The organism is Vibrio maritimus (assembly GCF_021441885.1).
GTDB classification, from domain to species: Bacteria; Pseudomonadota; Gammaproteobacteria; order Enterobacterales; family Vibrionaceae; genus Vibrio; species Vibrio maritimus_B.
In genome coordinates this window covers 2,060,350-2,078,115 of record NZ_CP090438.1, presented here as the reverse complement: position 1 = coordinate 2,078,115, position 17,766 = coordinate 2,060,350, and the positions used below count along the sequence as shown (strand labels likewise).

General features: G+C 45.2%; 14 protein-coding genes. 4 read left to right on the top strand and 10 right to left on the bottom strand.

Features of this window, described 5'->3' with window-relative positions; translation table 11 throughout:
* Positions 1-49 precede the first annotated feature (49 nt).
* Both LY387_RS09535 and fabV read left to right on the top strand, forming a co-directional pair.
* On the top strand, positions 50-2,332 hold the full coding sequence (locus tag LY387_RS09535) for an acyl-CoA dehydrogenase (RefSeq protein WP_234493902.1): 2,283 nt from the start codon (positions 50-52) through the stop codon (positions 2,330-2,332).
* A 167-nt stretch (positions 2,333-2,499) separates the two neighbouring features.
* Positions 2,500-3,702: an enoyl-ACP reductase FabV gene (fabV, locus tag LY387_RS09530; protein WP_234493901.1), complete on the top strand. Its 1,203-nt coding sequence runs from the start codon at positions 2,500-2,502 to the stop codon at positions 3,700-3,702.
* 110 nt (positions 3,703-3,812) lie between these two features.
* On the opposite strand, the gene LY387_RS09525 is transcribed toward fabV, so the two are convergent.
* Together LY387_RS09525 and LY387_RS09520 are read right to left on the bottom strand one after the other, a co-directional pair.
* Positions 3,813-5,495 (bottom strand): aspartate:alanine antiporter, encoded by a 1,683-nt coding sequence (locus LY387_RS09525; RefSeq protein ID WP_234493900.1) that lies wholly within the window; start codon positions 5,493-5,495, stop codon positions 3,813-3,815.
* Between the two features lie 264 nt (positions 5,496-5,759).
* On the bottom strand, positions 5,760-6,023 hold the full coding sequence (locus tag LY387_RS09520) for a GrxA family glutaredoxin (RefSeq protein ID WP_234493899.1): 264 nt from the start codon (positions 6,021-6,023) through the stop codon (positions 5,760-5,762).
* 407 nt (positions 6,024-6,430) lie between these two features.
* On the opposite strand from LY387_RS09520, the gene LY387_RS09515 reads away from it, so the two are divergent.
* Positions 6,431-7,657: an iron-containing alcohol dehydrogenase gene (locus LY387_RS09515; protein ID WP_234493898.1), complete on the top strand. Its 1,227-nt coding sequence runs from the start codon at positions 6,431-6,433 to the stop codon at positions 7,655-7,657.
* An 85-nt stretch (positions 7,658-7,742) separates the two neighbouring features.
* On the opposite strand, the gene LY387_RS09510 is transcribed toward LY387_RS09515, so the two are convergent.
* From LY387_RS09510 to LY387_RS09490, 5 genes are all read right to left on the bottom strand, one after another.
* Positions 7,743-8,597 (bottom strand): MurR/RpiR family transcriptional regulator, encoded by an 855-nt coding sequence (locus tag LY387_RS09510; RefSeq protein WP_042475430.1) that lies wholly within the window; start codon positions 8,595-8,597, stop codon positions 7,743-7,745.
* A 374-nt stretch (positions 8,598-8,971) separates the two neighbouring features.
* Positions 8,972-10,615, bottom strand: coding sequence for a pyridoxal-dependent aspartate 1-decarboxylase PanP (gene panP, locus LY387_RS09505; RefSeq protein WP_234493897.1), 1,644 nt, complete (start codon positions 10,613-10,615; stop codon positions 8,972-8,974).
* A gap of 210 nt (positions 10,616-10,825) precedes the next feature.
* Complete coding sequence (locus LY387_RS09500; RefSeq protein WP_234493896.1) at positions 10,826-11,341, bottom strand: hypothetical protein; 516 nt, start codon at positions 11,339-11,341, stop codon at positions 10,826-10,828.
* 91 nt (positions 11,342-11,432) lie between these two features.
* A complete protein-coding gene (locus LY387_RS09495) occupies positions 11,433-12,338 on the bottom strand; it encodes a lysine exporter LysO family protein (protein WP_234493895.1) in 906 nt (301 codons plus the stop codon).
* Positions 12,339-12,383: 45 nt separating this feature from the next.
* On the bottom strand, positions 12,384-13,307 hold the full coding sequence (locus LY387_RS09490) for an HDOD domain-containing protein (protein ID WP_234493894.1): 924 nt from the start codon (positions 13,305-13,307) through the stop codon (positions 12,384-12,386).
* Between the two features lie 368 nt (positions 13,308-13,675).
* Here LY387_RS09490 and LY387_RS09485 point away from each other — a divergent pair, with 368 nt between their 5' ends.
* Positions 13,676-14,269 carry a TfoX/Sxy family DNA transformation protein gene (locus tag LY387_RS09485; protein WP_128649940.1) on the top strand — a complete coding sequence of 198 codons (594 nt, stop codon included), beginning with the start codon at positions 13,676-13,678 and terminating at the stop codon, positions 14,267-14,269.
* Between the two features lie 106 nt (positions 14,270-14,375).
* Here LY387_RS09485 and LY387_RS09480 read toward each other — a convergent pair whose 3' ends face one another.
* The 3 genes from LY387_RS09480 to LY387_RS09470 form a co-directional block, all read right to left on the bottom strand.
* Positions 14,376-14,921, bottom strand: a complete 546-nt coding sequence (locus LY387_RS09480) for a hypothetical protein (protein ID WP_234493893.1) — start codon at positions 14,919-14,921, stop codon at positions 14,376-14,378.
* A 306-nt stretch (positions 14,922-15,227) separates the two neighbouring features.
* Positions 15,228-15,725, bottom strand: a complete 498-nt coding sequence (locus LY387_RS09475; protein ID WP_234493892.1) for a response regulator — start codon at positions 15,723-15,725, stop codon at positions 15,228-15,230.
* Complete coding sequence (locus LY387_RS09470) at positions 15,718-17,688, bottom strand: ATP-binding protein (protein WP_234493891.1); 1,971 nt, start codon at positions 17,686-17,688, stop codon at positions 15,718-15,720. The genes LY387_RS09475 and LY387_RS09470 overlap by 8 nt, the downstream gene beginning before the upstream one ends.
* Positions 17,689-17,766: the final 78 nt, after the last annotated feature.

Genomic DNA, 17,766 nt, shown 5'->3' with positions numbered 1-17,766 from the left:
AAATACGAAACCAATAATAAAAATACACCTGAACAAAAGGATAGGTATCATGAGCTCTCTACGAAGAAAATGGATCAGCGACCCAGCGTTTAAACTGTTCAAAAAGGTTCTACCGCCGTTGTCCGCCACTGAGCGTGAAGCGATGGAGGCGGGTAGTGTTTGGTGGGATGGTGAGCTGTTCTCGGGTAAGCCGAACTTCAAGACGCTGCATCAGTATCCTAAACCCGTTCTGACCGCTGAAGAGCAGTCGTTCATGGATAATGAGCTAGAAACCTTGCTTGCAATGCTTGATGACAACAAGATCGTCAAAGAAGATCGTGACCTACCAAAAGAGGTTTGGGACTATCTACGCAAAGAGCGTTTCTTCTCGCTAATCATCTCTAAAGAGTTCGGTGGTCGTGAGTTTTCACCACTTGCTAACTCTACGATTGTGACCAAGATTGCGACACGCAGTATTAGTGCAGCAGTATCGGTAATGGTACCTAACTCTCTTGGCCCAGGTGAGCTTCTTTCTCACTATGGTACGAAAGAGCAGAAAGATTACTGGTTACCAAGACTTGCCGATGGTACTGACATCCCATGTTTCGCACTGACGGGGCCAGAAGCGGGCTCTGATGCTGGTGGTATCCCAGATAAAGGTATCGTTTGTTACGGTGAGCATGAAGGCAAAGAAGTGCTGGGTATTCGCCTTAACTGGAACAAGCGTTATATCACACTCGCTCCGGTAGCAACGGTTCTAGGTCTAGCATTTAAACTTCACGATCCAGACCAACTTCTGGGTGACAAAGAAGATATTGGTATTACCTGTGCACTGATTCCTGCCGACCATAAAGGCGTAGAGATTGGTGAACGACACGATCCACTTCACCTTGCATTCATGAATGGTCCAACGCGCGGTAAAGATGTGTTCATCCCTATGGACTGGCTGATTGGTGGTCAGGAATACGCAGGACGCGGCTGGCGTATGCTGGTTGAGTGTCTATCTGCGGGTCGTGGTATTTCACTTCCGGCTCTCGGCACAGCGATCGGTCACCTAACAACAAGAACCACTGGCGCATACGCTTATGTTCGTAAGCAGTTTGGCATGTCGATTGGTAAATTCGAAGGCGTTGCTGAGGCAATGGGGCGAATCGGTGGTCTGACGTATCTACTAGAAGCTACGCGCACATTGACGACAACATCGCTAGACATGGGCGAAAAACCAGGGATCGTGACGGCGATTGCCAAGTACCACATGACTGAAATGGCACGTACGATTCTCAACGATTCGATGGATGTGCATGCTGGTCGTGCGATTCAAGATGGTCCGATGAACTACTTAGCCTCAAGCTATTTAGGCATTCCAGTGGCGATTACTGTTGAGGGTGCAAACATCCTAACACGTAACCTCATGATCTTCGGTCAAGGTGCAACGCGTTGTCACCCTTACGTGCTACAAGAGATGGAAGCGGCAGCAAACCCTGATGCAAAACAAGGTGCGGCTGATTTTGACAAGCTTCTATTTAAGCACATTGGTCATGCGACGAAGAACACGCTAGGCGCGTTCACTGCAGCGCTAACAGGTTCTAAATTTGTTGGAGCGCATATGAGCGGCCCGACAAAAGTCTACTACAAAGACCTTACGCGTTTGAGTAAAGCGCTTGCGGTAAGTGCAGACTTTGCAATGCTAACTCTGGGCGGTGATCTGAAGCGTAAAGAGATGATCTCAGCACGATTGGGTGATGGTTTAGCGTATCTGTTTATGGCGTCAGCAGCACTTAAGAAGTACGAAGACGATGGTCGTCAGGCATCAGACCTAGATTACGTACATTACGCTGTTCAACACTGTTTCCATAACGCGGCTAAGTCGTTAAACGAAGCTTATAAGAACTTCCCATCGCGCTGGGCTGGTGTAACGCTTAAAGGGTTGTTGTTCCCACTAGGCAATCACTTCGAAAAACCGTCTGACAATTTAACGCTAAATCTAGCGAAGAGCATGATGGTACCAGGTGCACACCGTGATCGTTTGACGCATCTTTGTTACATCGGTGATGCTCCAAATGACAAGATCGGTTTGATGGAAAACGCGTTCTTGGCGATGTATGACATCCGCGACCTCGAGAAGAAGCTGTTCATTGGCGTGAAAGAGGGCAAGATTGCTAGAAAAGGTCTTCTTCAAGAGCGCCTACAGCAAGCGATTGAGGCTAACGTGCTAACAGAGCAAGAGGTAGATAAGATTCTTGCGGCTGATGCTCTACGCTACAAAGCGATTCAGGTTGACCACTTCAGTCACGATTTCTCTGAAGTAAGAACGGACGAAGTCGATAAGCCGAAGCTAAACAGCGTCGCTTAATTAGATATAGAAAGGTTTAAGCGCTCTAGTTTCTAGGGCGCTTTTTTTGTGTTCATTGAGAATGAAAGTGCTCCAACCACTTAGAAAAATCAGAGAAATTGACAGAAATAGGATGCGAACTGGGTGTGAAACTCTTATCCTACTAGGGATTTTTTGAGGAACTGAATATGATCATCAAACCAAGAATTCGTGGATTTATTTGTACTACTACACACCCAGTTGGTTGTGAAGCTAACGTAAAAGAACAAATCGCTTACACCAAAGCTCAGGGTCCAATCGCAAACGCACCAAAACGTGTACTTGTGGTTGGTTCTTCTAGCGGTTACGGCCTTTCTTCTCGTATCGCTGCGGCGTTCGGTGGTGGTGCAGCAACAATCGGCGTATTTTTCGAAAAACCAGGGACAGAAAGAAAACCTGGTACAGCAGGTTTCTACAACTCTGCTGCATTCGACAAGCTAGCGAAAGAAGAAGGCTTGTACTCTAAGAGCATTAACGGCGATGCGTTCTCTAACGAAGCGAAGCAGAAAGTTATCGACCTAATTAAAGAAGATCTAGGTCAGATCGATATGGTTGTTTACTCACTGGCATCTCCAGTACGTAAGCTTCCTGAAACTGGTGAGCTTGTACGTTCTTCTCTTAAGCCAATCGGTGAAACCTACACATCGACAGCAGTAGACACTAACTCTGACAAGATCATTGAAGCAAGCGTAGAGCCTGCGACTGAAGAAGAAATTGCAGATACAGTGACTGTTATGGGCGGTCAAGATTGGGAACTGTGGATCAACGCGCTAGCTGAAGCTGGCGTGCTTGCTGATGGCTGTAAGACTGTTGCTTACTCGTACATCGGTACAGAGCTAACGTGGCCAATCTACTGGGAAGGTGCACTAGGTAAAGCGAAAATGGACCTAGACCGCGCAGCAACTGAGCTAAACGCTAAACTGTCAGAAACTGGTGGTAGCGCAAACGTTGCAGTACTTAAGTCTGTAGTGACACAGGCGAGCTCAGCAATCCCAGTAATGCCACTGTATATTGCAATGGTATTTAAAAAGATGCGTGAAGAAGGCATTCACGAAGGCTGTATGGAGCAGATCTTCCGCATGTTCTCTCAACGTCTATACAAAGCAGACGGCAGTGCTGCGGAAGTCGATGATAAGAATCGTCTACGTCTTGATGACTGGGAGCTTCGAGACGATATCCAGAAGCACTGTGCTGAGCTATGGCCACAAATCACGACTGAAAACCTAAAAGAACTGACTGACTACGTTGAGTACAAAGAAGAGTTCTTGAAGCTATTTGGCTTTGGTGTTGAAGGCGTGGACTACGAAGCGGATGTTTCCCCACTAGTTGAGTTTGACGTTATCGACCTATAAATCGATACAGTCTTTTAGTTACTAACTATTTGAGTAAAAAAAAACTGAGTAACAAAGTAAAGGGGCGCTATGTAAGCGCCCCTTTTTTTGTCTGCGTTTAACCTCGTCTGTTAAGAGAGGATAATCAGAATCGTACCTGCCAACGTCATCAATATATTGGCTATCGCATAGGTGCCCGCATACCCCAGAGCAGGGATAGTTGAGCGTGCATGTTCGTTGATAACATCCATCGCAGGTGCACAAGTTCTAGCGCCGACGATTGCACCGATAAGGAGTGCTCGGTTCATCTTTAATACATAGTTGCCAACTAAGTAAGCCAGCACCACAGGCAGTACACTGACCAAAAAGGCAATCAATATAACTTGAGGACCAACTTGGGTTAGGTGCTCGAACATTTTGCCACCGGCACTCAGCCCAATACCTACCATGAAGAACATCAGCCCTAGGTCTTTGACCATATTCAGCGCACCTTGAGGCACATAGCCAAACGTAGGGTGGTTAGCACGCAGGAAGCCAAGCGTGATACCTGACAAAAGTAAGCCTACCGCATTACCAAGACCGAATGAGACTTGACCGAATGACATGGTAATCAGACCGAACATGATGCCCAGAATAAAGAAGCTGCAGAAAGCCAGCAGGTCTGCCATTTGACTGTGAATCGAGATGAAACCGATTTTTTCAGCAAGACCATGAACGCGACTCTTTTCGCCACTGACCTGCAAGATATCACCTTTAGCGAGTACGATGTTGGCGTCCATTGGCATCTCAATTTGAGCTCGAACCACGCGGTTCAAGAAACAGCCATATTCAGACAAGTTTAAATCGGACAGGCTTTTTCCGGCGATATTGTCACTCTTAACAACGATCTCTTCTTCAACGATTCGAAGGTCAAGAAGGTTACGGTCGAACACCTCTTTACCGTTACGAAAGCTTGGATCGAGTCGAGCGTGGCTATCAGGGAAACCCACTAGTGCAATTTCATCACCTTCTTGCAAGATAGCGTCACCATCAGGGTGGGCTAGAATGCCGTTGCGTCGAATACGTTCAATGTAGCAGCCGGTTTGTCGGTAGATACCTAGCTCACGCAGGTTTTTACCATCAGTCCAGTCTATAAGTTCCTGTCCGACACGATAGGCACGAATAATGGGCAGATAGACCTTACGCTGACCACTGCCACCCAATCCACGCTCTTGTGCTATCTGCTGCGCGGAGTCGTGTAGATTTTGCTTTTGAAGCTTAGGTAGTAGCTTAGCGAGCATAATCATACTGATGAGACCAATGAGGTAAGCCATCGCGTAACCGACGGACAGGTTCTCGATAACTAATGAGAAATCCATACCACGCGGTATGGTGGCCAGTCCTGAGTTCAGTGCATCTTGCGCGCCAACGAGTACGGGTGTAGCGGTTAGAGCACCTGCCATGACACCAGCCGATAAGCCGTAGTCCAACCCAAGATAGTGACTGGCGAAATAGGTCACCATCAAAGCGGTGACCAGCACTGTGAGGCTGAGTATTAGATAGTGCTTACCGTCTCTGAAGAAAATACCAAAGAAGTTAGGACCTGCTTCGATACCTACACAGTAGATAAACAGCATGAACCCGATAGTTAGCGCTTCAGCATTAAATGTGAAGCCGAGGTGACCCATGATCAATGAGGTGATCAGCACACCAATTGAATTACCTAATTGCAGATTTCCGAAGCGAATTTTGCCAAAGGCGAGGCCGATCGCGAGAACGACAAAGATAAGGAGAATAGGGTTTTGGTCAAGCAAATTGACGACGTCGATGTTCACTAGTACGACTCAAACAGACAGTAGTGGAGAATAAATAAAGTGTGGCGATTGTAGCGGAAATTTTCAAAAAGATAAGTGAATTTTTTTCCCTTTTTGCATTAGTTCAGCTTGAGTGCCTTAGCTTAGGAAAAACAGAGGGTTATTTATGCCGTTGGTGAAAGTATGTACCGAAGGTGGGTTACCTCGCAAAAAACAAAGCCAGCGTAAAACGCTGGCTTATTCAATTCTATCGTCAACTATACTTGAGTTGATTGCAGAGGCTAATTAGTCGAATAGACCTAGGTTCTCTTTCGCGTAGGCTTCAAACTCGGTACAGCCGCCAACGTGCTCTTGGTCGATGAAGATCTGAGGAACAGTTTCAACAGGCTTACCAACGGTTTTTTCTAGGTCAGCTTTTGAAATGCCTTCTGCATGGATGTCAACGTAACGATAGTTAAAATCGTCGCGTTTTGCTTTTAGCGTTTCAGCATGCTCTTTTGCACGAACACAATAAGGACAACCAGGGCGACCAAAAATAACAACGAACATTCAATTTCTCCTTGAAGACTAAACTTTTCTTTGAACCACGAGTAATAATGGTTGTGGTTCTTTCATCTTGTTGAAATCCACTATGCCTTAAGATGAAGAGGAAATAAAGTGTCATTTGTCTCTTGGTGCGATAGGTAAAACCTATCAGCGCAGAAGTTGGGCAAATCGTCGTAACAATGACCCTATCTAGTGTGTGATGATGTGCAAAAGTTACGAATTTAAACGGGCGACATGCGCTAATTGCTTGGCTTAAATCAAAAACTGTCGTCCTTTGAGATAGCATGCTGAGTACAGCTTTGTATGTTTGCTCTACCGATAACACTCACTGATGGTTTGTTTTTCGTATTGCTGGCGGTCTTGGCAATGTTTCGACTGGTGAGTTTACGGTATACCTAAAGGAATCTGGTATGTTTCAGTTTATGACGTCGAGTCGCATTATCTTTGGTGAGGGGGCGCTTCAGTCTTCTCTTTCTATCATCAATCAATTTGGTTACAGCGTTCTCTTAGTAACCGGGCAAGATCGACAACGAGCAGAGCCCGTCATTCACTATCTCCATAACCAAAAAATGCGTTATCAGCACGTAGCGATACGTGGCGAGCCAAACATTACCATGGTGGAAGAAACTGCCATCATGGGGCGTCGCTTTAAACCCGATATGGTAGTGGCGATTGGCGGTGGCAGTGTGTTGGATATGGGCAAGGCACTTGCCGCTATCATTCCAAATCAAGGCGATGTCTATGATTACGTAGAAGTTGTTGGCCGAAATGTTCCGTTAAAAACCAAACCCATTCCAATGATTGCCATTCCAACCACCGCCAGTACGGGAGCAGAGGTTACCAAGAACGCGGTACTTAAATCAGGGCAGGATAAGGTAAAAGTCAGTCTTCGTAACCCTGATATGCTTCCTGATGTTGCCATTGTCGATCCCGTCTTAACTTACGGTACCGACGTTTACACTTCTGGGCGTGGTGCTATGGATGCTTTCACTCACCTTATGGAAGCGTACGTTTGTGGTGAACCCAACCCATTGACTGATATGGTGTGCGAAGAAGGGCTAAGACGACTGAGTTACTCCATTATTCCTGGCTGCAAACAAGACAACCCTAAGTCTCGTGCAGACTTGTCTTTTGCCGCTATGCTCGGTGGTATGGCGATTACCAATGCTAAATTGGGTGCAGCCCACGGCTTAGCCTCTGCGCTTGGCGGTAAGATCTCCGCGCCTCATAGTGTGATCACAGCAAGGCTGGCTCCACATGTAATGATGGAAAATATAAAAGCTGCGAAAAGGGCAGGCCGCAGTGACGTACTAAACCGTTATCGAACCATGGCTCAGATATTGACTGGGCGGAATGATGCGTCTATCGAAGACAGCATTCAATGGGTGAACATGATTTTAGAGCGCTTAGCGCTTCCGCAACTGTCGGAATTTGGTGTGTGCGGAACGTCGTTTGAGCAAGTCGCTGCCGATGCGATGAAGTCAATGGCAATAAAAGGCAATCCAATTCCACTAACCGAGGACCGCCTCATCTACATCCTCAACCAAGTCTGTCAGTGTAACTGCGATGGCAGCGCGGAAAACAGGGATGACAGTATGCAGGTAGAATATCGCAACAATCCTATCGAGACTGACTAGTATCTTATTGAGAGAGTTTGTAAAAATCAAAAAGGAGGTCAATATTGACCTCCTTTTAATGTCTAGCGCTATCCAGTTTACTCGACTAGTAATTCGGCACTTTGTTGTAGCGAGAGTCCTTAAGTGCTTCTTTCACACGCTTAAGGTTATCGCGGAAGCCGCTTCCACGACGCAGAGTAAAGCCTGTTGCTAGTACGTCGATGATAGTCATCTGCACTACACGACTTGCCATTGGCATGTAAACGTCAGTGTCTTCTGGAACGTCGACAGTAATAGACAGTGAACTTGCTTTATCAAGTGGCGAGTCTTTTGCAGTAATGGCGATAACCGTTGCGCCGTTTTCACGAGCAAGGTGAGCGACCTCTACTTGGCTCTTAGTACGACCAGTATGAGAGATAAGCACGATAACATCGTTATCTGAGCAGTTAATACAGCTCATTCGTTGCATTACGACGTCTTCGTAGCAAGAGATAGGGATGTTAAATCGGATAAACTTGTTTTGAGCATCGCGAGCAACTGACGAAGAGGCACCCAAACCGAAGAATGAGATACGCTTCGCCTGAGTCAACAAGTCAACGGCACGGTTGATCTGCATTGAGTCTAAGCTGTTTTTCGCCACGTCTAAACACGCCATCGTTGATTCGAAAATCTTATGGGTGTAAGCATCAGGACCATCGTCTTCTTCAACGTTGCGGTTCACATAAGGTGTCCCGTTAGCAAGACTTTGCGCTAAGTGCAGTTTAAAGTCAGGGAAGCCTTTGGTGTCGAGTCTGCGGCAGAAGCGATTCACAGTCGGTTCGCTAACGTCAGCCATTTTAGCTAGCGTAGCAATACTGGAATGAATGGCGGTTTGGGGGGACGCCATAATAACTTCAGCAACCTTACGTTCAGACTTACTGAAGTTCTCTAAATTTTTTTGGACTTTCTCTAGTGTATTCATAGTGTTCACAGGGTAAAGAGAACAACTTGCTGGCGTAGTTAATCAGGTCCGACAAATAACCAACACGATAGTAAAAAAAGGTTTGTTATAATCGGAGGCCGTGATGTCGAGTTTTTATAATAGGTCGATTAACGCCAACTCCATAACCTCAGTATAAACGATGCTTCTTGTCATCTGTAACAAAAGCTCACATGAAATCTTTAGAATATGACAGGCATCAAACAAAAAACTGGAAGAAAAAAACAATAGAGCGAAAATTGCTCGCTTTTTGCTTCTTTCTAGCGCAGTTTTACCGTATCACTCCCACAAAACAGAAAGAAAGTTTCATAACTGAGGAAGTGAAATTGATTTCATTCTCGAATAATGAGGTATCGTTACGCCTGAATTTGGTCTGCCAAGCTGTTTAGTTTGGTCAGTATTTCAGGTGAAGCGTTTGCTATTTGTCGCTGTTCCTCTAGCACATTGCTTAATACTTCAGTTGAAGTCAGTGGATTTGCTAGCACTACGCGAAAAACAATCGTATCACGACCAGACCAAATTGTCGGATTAAGTTGGGTACGAGATACAAATGACAAACCAGTCTCACGCTGTTTCTTCTGGATGAGCTTGGTCAATTGATTGAGCAACTCATGCAGTTCATCCTTCTGGCTTTCAGATGCAAGCTCTAGTGCTAGTTTCACATTCTCTGGTACGTAGCGATACGTAAGCAGACAAAGCTCAGGTTTACTGACCAGCTCGAAATCATTTTGCTGTTCAATAAGATCAGCGAAGTAACGGGCTTTCTCAATACTTTGGTTAATCAGTAGCTCATACCCTGGTCGGCTGATGATATGCATTGCCGCATACACAAGCATGGCCATCCCTGAGCGAGAGCCTTCTAACGTGTGGCGGCCCAAGTCTTTTGAGCCTTTGCGAAGAATATATTGAGCATGATGTTTGATGCTTTTCATAGCATCGGGATCTTTAAATAGTACCATGCCCGCACCCATAGGGATGTAGAGCTGTTTGTGAGCATCAATCGTGACAGAGTCAGCAAGCTCAATACCATCAAGGATGGCTCGATACTTGTCGGACATCAATGTCGCGCCGCCCCACGCTGCATCAACGTGGAAATGGCAGGCTTCTCGCTCACAGATAGCAGCAATCTCGCGAAGAGGGTCAACGTTACCGGTTTCCGTGGTACCAGCAACACCAATAACCGCGAATGGGTGGATTTTTTGCTGCTTCAGCTCTTTGAACTTTCGTTCAAGATCTAGAGGGCAGATTCGATTGTTTTCATCTGTCTTAACAGCGACAAGACCTTGTTGACCAATGCCTAGCAAATCAGCGGCTTTCTTAAGTGAGTAGTGACCTCGCTCAGATACCAATATAGCTAAACCTTCGTAGCCATAGTGCTTCATCGCTTTGAAAAGTCCTTCCTTTTCTACACCAAGAAAATCGCCTTGCGCTTTCAACGCACGGTTTCTTGCGACCCATAAAGCGGTAATGTTGGCAATGGTGCCACCAGAGCAAAACGCGCCCAAAGAATGCTCTGCGCTGTGCATCCATTTTTGGTAGAAGCTGTCTTGCTCGGTATAAATCAGTTTATGAAGCATGCCTAGAACTTGGCGTTCTAGTGGTGTGAATGCCTTTGAAGTCTCAATCTTCACCAAATTTTGGTTAAGAGCGATCATGATCTTAGACAGAGGCATTAAAAAGTAGGGAAGTGCCGATGTCATATGACCAATAAAGCTTGGCGATGAGGTGTGAACGGAGTGCGAAACTAAAGTATCTAACAGATGTTCTGTATGAGCAGAGACGAACTCAGGCTGCTCTGGAATTGCTGCACTAGAGAAGTCTTTTTCGATTTCGTGAAGTGGTTTTTCTTCCGCAACAATATGCTCTCGCAAAAACTGGTTCAAGTTTTTGGATAAACTCTCTTCAATTTGCGTTAGTGTCGAGTCAGGTCCTTCAGGGATAGTGAATATTCGAAGGAGGCTCTCAAAGCTGACATCAGCAATTTTTTGCTCAGATACCATATCGTTATCTACTATTATTCCGTTACTGCAAGCGGCACAATCTAAACCAATTGAGTCCGAATGTCTCGCAAAAATGTAGCACAGCGCCGATTTTTTGCCGTGCCACAACGTATTGTTACCGTATTTGGTTACTAAAAATGCAAAAGCTGGCGTATAAGCCAGCTTTTGTCTAAGAGTTGTCCGTCTTTCGGAACGAGAAGAGTCTATACACTAATTACAAGTGGTTGCCTCAACTTCCTGAATTGATTCATTGTATCTATTTAATGCCGTCTCGATTTTCTTAGGGTGACTCAATAGATCGGCAAACGCGCTGCGTAGTTCGTAGTTTTGAGGGTGCGGCTTAGCTTGACGATCAGCAAAGCTTTTTGCAGCGATTTGTCCAAGCTCATCGTCTCTTTGAGCCAAGGCTTTTACGTCTTGTTGCTCAAGCTGTAACCAGGTCTCGATAGATTGCTCAGTCGCTACTTTCTGCGGTTCATTTTTCAAGTAATAGCGAACGGCTTCACGGTTTAGTTCGAAGTGGTGCTTACGGCCTTCTAAAAACCAGTTACTGACCTCGTTCAATTCTGGGTATTCGCTGGTCGTCATTTGAACCAAATCTTCATACCACTGAATAGACGCATCAATGTACGCATCGTACTTGTTCTCGAAACATTGAGTAGAGTCTGCAGACATTGCGGAAAAAGAGGTGCTTAAAATTGCCGCAGCGGCGAGCCATTTTTTCATTATTGTATCCTTTCGTGGGCTAACGAGCGTTTTTCTTTATTGTAATGTTTGAGGGGCAAGAATACAGGAATGAGAAAATCATTCCTGAGATCTACGCAGCAAGAGAAACAAAAAACAGCATTAAAACCGGTACCAGCAAGCTCAGGATAAAGCCACTAACTATCGCTACGGGTACACATCTAACACCGCCGCTGCTTTGAATTATTGGCAGCGTAAAGTCCATTGCAGTCGCGCCGGCATAACCGATTGCGGTGCATGGTCGTTTGGCAATGAGCATCGGTATGATGACCAAAGCAACAAGCTCTCTTAGTAGCTCTATCATAAAGGAGGTACCGCCGAAAACGGGTCCGAACGCATCACCTATCAAAATACCTGCTAATGAATACCAACCAAAACCCGAAGCGATGGCCAGTCCCTTATAAATAGAGATGTCGAGAATAAGTGCTGCGATGATGCCGCCAATCAGAGAACTTGCCACAATGACAGTCGCTATGGTCATGCCTTGTTTGTTGACCAGTATTTGCTTGAGTGTCAGTCCACTGTTTCTCAGTTGGATACCAATAAAGAAGAGGAGGGCAAACAGAATCCATTCGCTGGCTGCTTCAACCCAGCCAAGACCGATTGGCAGCATTAAGCCCAAGATGAGACCAGAGCCTACAACACCGATGAGCTTGAGTGATTCAAGCGCCATCGACGATAACGGCAATTGGTTCTTGAGCTGCTCTGTTTGAAGAGGCATCAGTTTATCAATCATCGGAAGGCACAATAGGTTGCATCCACCAATGACGACAAAAAACGTTGCGGTCATTGTAATAATGGTCTTGAGGTGACTCCCGAAATTGTCGAGAGCCGCCAAACTTAAACCCATCAAGAACAGGATGACGTATATTAACCAGGAGGTTGCTCGGTTAATGGTGTTGAGGTACGCCGCGTTGGAAACTGGGAATAGATACCCGATAACCAGCGGAGTAAAAATGAACAACATCCCTGAAAACATTTCCGTGTGCCTCGTAAAAGTATTATTTGAGCAATGAGCGGCTAATTACATGCCAGCAGAGCGAAGAACGTCTTTGATTTTTTCCTGGAATTCAAATTCGCTCAGTGAGGTAAGTTGATACATGACCTCTGCACCATCAACGTTGATTTCCACTTCGTGTTCTTCAAGTGCGTCATGATCTTGCTTTCGGAAAAGAAGTATGTGGTTAGCAATACGGGCAATGTCTAGGTAAGAAACCTCAGGTCGCTCAATCTGTTTAACTTGGTTTGATGCGACTTCGATAAAATCTTTATCGAATCCCCAAGTATTTAGAACTTGCTCACTGGTGAGTGCGCAGCGAGACTGGAATATTTGCATCGCCAGATCAGGGTCTAGGTAGTTTCCTTTCTCTAAATAAAGGTGGTACTCGTTGACCAAACAGAAAAGACCGATATCCGCTAGAAAGCCAACCAAAAGCGACTTTTCTTGTTCGAGATGGGTGTAATCATCAACAGACAGATCTTGGAAACTGCGGGTAACCATGACCATAACAGCAGCCAGCTCTCGAGATACTGTGGCACTGTTTACTAGTACTTCATGGCACTCTTTCGATAAATTAACTGAGTGTTTGAGCAGCTCGATGGATTGAGCTGTGACTATGTCGCGAACACGGAAAATACCAAGACGAGAGACCGCGGTGTTCAGATCGTTACATGTAATATTTCTGCGATTGAATATCACAGAGTTTGCGACTTTAAGGACGGTAGCAGCAAGACCTGGGTCTTCCAATAGACAGTCCGCGATGTCGGAGATGCCTGTAGCTTCATCATTACATAAGGCTTGTATTTTTAGTACAACTTCAGAAATAGGAGGAAGGGAAATCTTTCCGGTGTTGATTGATTGCTCGACTAAGTCTGCAAATTCCGTTTCGAGGCTTTTGATGAAGAGCTGTTGATTCTCTGGAAGCCAATAAAATGATAAGTGATTCATAAACATTCGACAGGTGAAGCGATTGCGCAAGTGTACCTTTGTGGGTCAGTCATTGACAATAACATTAGTGATTTTAATTGGCGAATGTCGCCTAAATGGCGTTTAGAACATCATTCAATTGTAACTAGATTTGAAACTGGTTGTGTATGGCCGTTATTGTGAAGTGACTCGCAAATGAATTGTGACCAACTCGCACAACTGTGACATTGAGCCAGACTTAATTTGCATAGTGAACTATTATAAAAACATATAAAAAAGCGAGGCATTTTATACTGCTATAAATTGACCCTGCTAATAACATTTTTTATTTTTTTAGCTGCTATTTCTGGTGATCGATTAATCGGGGTAAAGATTAAGGATCAAAGGAAATGATAGAGCAATCTTTTTACGACTACACGACTCAATTTGGCGAATCGCAAAAACGTTCGATGTTTGGTGGCACTGGGCTCTTCAAGGAAGGCGCCATGTATGCACTGATTAGTAACGACAAAGTGTTCATCCGCGGTGGAAAAGGACTGGATGCTCAGTTGCACGAGCTGCAATGCGAGAAATTTCGTCATGTAAAAAAACAATCAACAGCAACGGTAAACTATTACGACATAACGAATCTGTACAACCAGCAAGCTCCTGTGCTCAAAGATTTGGTTAGACAGTCCATCGAAAACTCAGTCGATCAGCACTGTAGTAAGAATTCAGTCGAGAATAGGCGATTGAGGGACTTGCCTAACATGCAGCTCACATTAGAGCGCATGGTGAAAAAGTCGGGGATTCAAGATGTTAAAACGTTCTTAGAGTTAGGCGCGCCACGTGTTTTCAATAGAGTGAAACGCACGTACGGCAACGATGTTGACCTTAAGCTGTTATGGAAGTTTGCGGGTGCCGTTGATGGCGTGCATTGGAAACTGATTCAAGATCCAATGAAACAGAGACTTTTGGAGCATTGCTCGAAGATAGAGCAGTAGATTCGAACTTAAAACAGTAGATCAGAATTGAAAAAGACCGTGCTTAGCACGGTCTTTGTGTTTTCATTCGTTTGCTAATCAGCGTAATCTACAAATAGGTGTTAGATTAGAATGCAAAGCGAGCAGTGAACATCAACTGGTCACCGTAGATATGGTTGATACGACCTTCAAGGCCCAGAGAGAAAAGCTCTGTTGAGTGGAAGCGACCATATACAGAACCCATCCAGCGGTCTTTATCACCAACGTTTAGGTAACCCGCTTTACCACCAATCTCAAGTTGTGGACCAAGCCATTGACGCACACCTAGGTTTACTTCCATACCAGTGTCAGTTTTGTGGTGATCGCCACTGTCGGTAATGTGAGCTAGCATTTCACCAGTGAAATCCGCCCAGTTGTTCACTGGTGCGTGGAAGCCAACACCACCAGAGAAGTCGTAGTCACCCTCAAATTTAGAGTCGATGCTACCTACGATGTGAGCATTTGGGTGGATTGATTTGCTGATAGCAGCACCGAAGGTCATTGGGCTTGCACCAATACGAGCTTCAGCATAATCGTAATTGAAGTTACTCATCGTCGCTCGTTGCTCGTCCTGGTTGGCAAATGCCTGCTGCGAAGTGATAACCATCAGAGCAGCTAATAGAGTTTTGCGCATAGTGTCTCTAAACCTTTTTGTTTGAACTCAATTCCTTGACCATAAGAGTGCGCGTAGCAAGATGCTTATGGTGACTTAAAGTATCTCGCTATCATAAATCAATTTGTCCTTGGTTCTCCAACAAAAAGTGCCTTTATCGGGTGCAAATTCCCAAAAATTTACAATGCCATACATAATTCAAGCAATATGGACGCTTTGTGTAAGAAAATCGTAATCAAAAGTGAGAGATGTAGCACACTAACGCCCTAGGAAGTGTGAGTTTTCTAAGCCAAGTTGTCAGGAATAGGCGTTAAGACACATAATTCACTAGTCACCAAAGTTTATTCTATTGTCGGCAATGGCGTTGAAGATGCGTTCAGTATCAAGCACTCGTCCCCAGGGCATTAAATCTTTGACATTGTTTATCATGTAATCAGTGAGCTGTTGCTTAACGATGGAACGAAGCTCATCGCCTTTCCAAGGCTTACTAATATAGAAATCCAAACAGGCGTGATTAACCGCCTCGATAGTGTCTTCATGACCCGCTTGCCCAGTAAGCAGAACCTTCCTACATGCCTTTAGTTCTTCGTCTTCGCTGAGTTCGATAAGAAAGCTCACGCCAGTTTGCTCTGGCATAATATGGTCACAGAGAATGAGCGCCAGCTTTGCCCCTTCTCGAGCGTGGTCAGCAATCACAGAGCGAGCCTCATCAACCGACTCCGCACCTTCTACGATAAAGTGCTCCTCGAAATCATCCAAATCTTGCAAGACACTATCAAGGACTTCTCTTTCGTCATCCACACACAAAATTAGATATTCAGTCATGGTTGTGCTCCTTTATCAGTTCTTCTTGGGTGACAGGAATAAACACTGCCATATTGGTGTACTGTCCACACTCAGAATGGGCTTCAATCCAGCCCTTGTGCTGAGCCAGTATCTGTTGGCAAATCGACAAGCCAATGCCTAGGCCAAAATTGCCTTCTTTTTTGGTGGTGTAGTTAAGCTCAAAAATACTCTCTAATTGTTCAGCAGGTATACCACAACCGTTGTCGATAAACTCATATAGGTTGTAAATGTCGCCATCTCGATTAACTTGGCTGCTTCGAATCGTTAGGGTGCCTTTTTCAGGCAAGGCGTCTAAAGCGTTGGACACGAGGTTAGTCCAAACTTGCTGCAGGGCGATAGGTTTGCAGAAAATAGCGGGAAGGGCGCCGTATTCCTTGATGAGCTTATGTCGCTTTAAGCGATTTTCAAATATCACCAAGGTGTCTTCAATGCCTTCATGAAGGTCAACGAGCTCATAAGATTCATTATCTTGTCTCGAATAACCTTTGAGACTTTTCACCATGTCCGCAATGCGCTGGGCGCAAACCTGAATCGAGCGCAGTGTTGCCCCCGTCACTTGGAAGCTCTCGAGTTTCGAGAGCGTGTCGGCAAGTTGCTCTGGCTGTTTTAAGGCTTGCTCGACTAATGTGGAGTGATTATGAAGATCCAGGCTCACCAAACGCTTAGACAATCGGCGGTCTTTGATTCTTTCTTGAAGCTGCTTGGTGCGCTCTCTCAGCTCTGAGGTTGAGAGTGGCGAAGAGAGTCGAGACTTTTGCAGAACATCTAAACCCAATTGAAAGGTGTTAGCGTCATGATTAGCATTTAAAATCGAGTCAATCTTGTCAGAAACGGTTTCTGAACCACGTAAAATGGCAGAAACGGGATTATTAAGTTCATGGGCGACGCCAGCCACGAGTTGACCTAGCATGGCCATTTTCTCTTGCTCGATTAACTGCTGATGCGCGGACTCGAGTGATTCGAGGGTTTTCTGTAGTTCGAGCTTGGTATTGATGCTTCGCTGTAATCGCCGGTTAAAGTGACGGAGCAATAGGTTGGTAAACAGTGGAAGTAAGTCTGTGTTCGAATGCATCACCTGAGTAAATACCGTTCGATCAAGCTTGATGACCTGAGTCGGGGTTAGGGTCATTGCTGTGGAGAACGACTGCTCGCCCGTCACGAAAGACATACCACCAACAATGCCGCCCCTGCCATGTCTTACTACTTCTCGCTGTTGGCCAATGTCATCTTTCTTATAAAGTGCTACATGCCCCTCGACGATAAACCATAGGAACTGATTAGGCTGCCCTTCGGCCGTGAGTAGGTGCTCTGCAGAGTAGGCACGAACGGCTCGAGTCTCGTCTTTTTCTGCAAAGAAGGCGAGCAAGGCTTCAATGACTTGTACCGCGAGTTGATTGTCTGAAATTTCATGAAAATCATGAATAAAGCTCGCACGATAGGAATGCATTTTGTTTTCTATATGTGCTCTGAGTATCTTTTGTTGATCGAGTACTTTTCCAAAATGCAGTAGATGTTCTGTTTCATGTTGCACCACATATTGCGTGAGCTCTTTCACAACTGTTTTATGCAGGCTACTTTGTTCTATTGGGTAGGTCAGGCAGTGGTCAAGTCGTCCTTCATTTACCGCATTGAGAATCGCAGTGATGTCATGGGCATCTGTTTTACTGATGAGCACTTTTCTAGCGGATTGAGCGTGAGCCATTTGCTCAAGCTGAACTAAGAACTCTCCACCATCAAACAGTCTGCTATGTCTCGCGATCACTAGTGCGAGATGTTGTCCTTGTCGACCGATCTGTTGAATCAACTCATGCCCTTCGAGAATGGAAGTCGCCAAATGAATATCGAAATGCGATTGGTACAAAGAAAGCTCAGTATCGAGCTTATCTAAGCTTGCTAAATCACTATCTAAACAGAGCACGGCATAACGGTTATTTGGGGTCATTGATACATGAGTCTCTCGTGACGTACGTGAATTTAATATATCAATAAAAAGCAGAGGGTTATGAGAAGTAGGTATGAG

Coding starts and splice junctions, on each gene's coding strand:
- LY387_RS09535 (WP_234493902.1), top strand. CDS start 50: ATGAGCTCTCTACGAAGAAAATGGATCAGCGACCCAGCGTTTAAACTG.
- fabV (WP_234493901.1), top strand. CDS start 2,500: ATGATCATCAAACCAAGAATTCGTGGATTTATTTGTACTACTACACAC.
- LY387_RS09520 (WP_234493899.1), bottom strand. CDS start 6,023: ATGTTCGTTGTTATTTTTGGTCGCCCTGGTTGTCCTTATTGTGTTCGT.
- LY387_RS09515 (WP_234493898.1), top strand. CDS start 6,431: ATGTTTCAGTTTATGACGTCGAGTCGCATTATCTTTGGTGAGGGGGCG.
- LY387_RS09510 (WP_042475430.1), bottom strand. CDS start 8,597: ATGAATACACTAGAGAAAGTCCAAAAAAATTTAGAGAACTTCAGTAAG.
- panP (WP_234493897.1), bottom strand. CDS start 10,615: ATGGTATCTGAGCAAAAAATTGCTGATGTCAGCTTTGAGAGCCTCCTT.
- LY387_RS09500 (WP_234493896.1), bottom strand. CDS start 11,341: ATGAAAAAATGGCTCGCCGCTGCGGCAATTTTAAGCACCTCTTTTTCC.
- LY387_RS09495 (WP_234493895.1), bottom strand. CDS start 12,338: ATGTTTTCAGGGATGTTGTTCATTTTTACTCCGCTGGTTATCGGGTAT.
- LY387_RS09490 (WP_234493894.1), bottom strand. CDS start 13,307: ATGAATCACTTATCATTTTATTGGCTTCCAGAGAATCAACAGCTCTTC.
- LY387_RS09485 (WP_128649940.1), top strand. CDS start 13,676: ATGATAGAGCAATCTTTTTACGACTACACGACTCAATTTGGCGAATCG.
- LY387_RS09480 (WP_234493893.1), bottom strand. CDS start 14,921: ATGCGCAAAACTCTATTAGCTGCTCTGATGGTTATCACTTCGCAGCAG.
- LY387_RS09475 (WP_234493892.1), bottom strand. CDS start 15,725: ATGACTGAATATCTAATTTTGTGTGTGGATGACGAAAGAGAAGTCCTT.
- LY387_RS09470 (WP_234493891.1), bottom strand. CDS start 17,688: ATGACCCCAAATAACCGTTATGCCGTGCTCTGTTTAGATAGTGATTTA.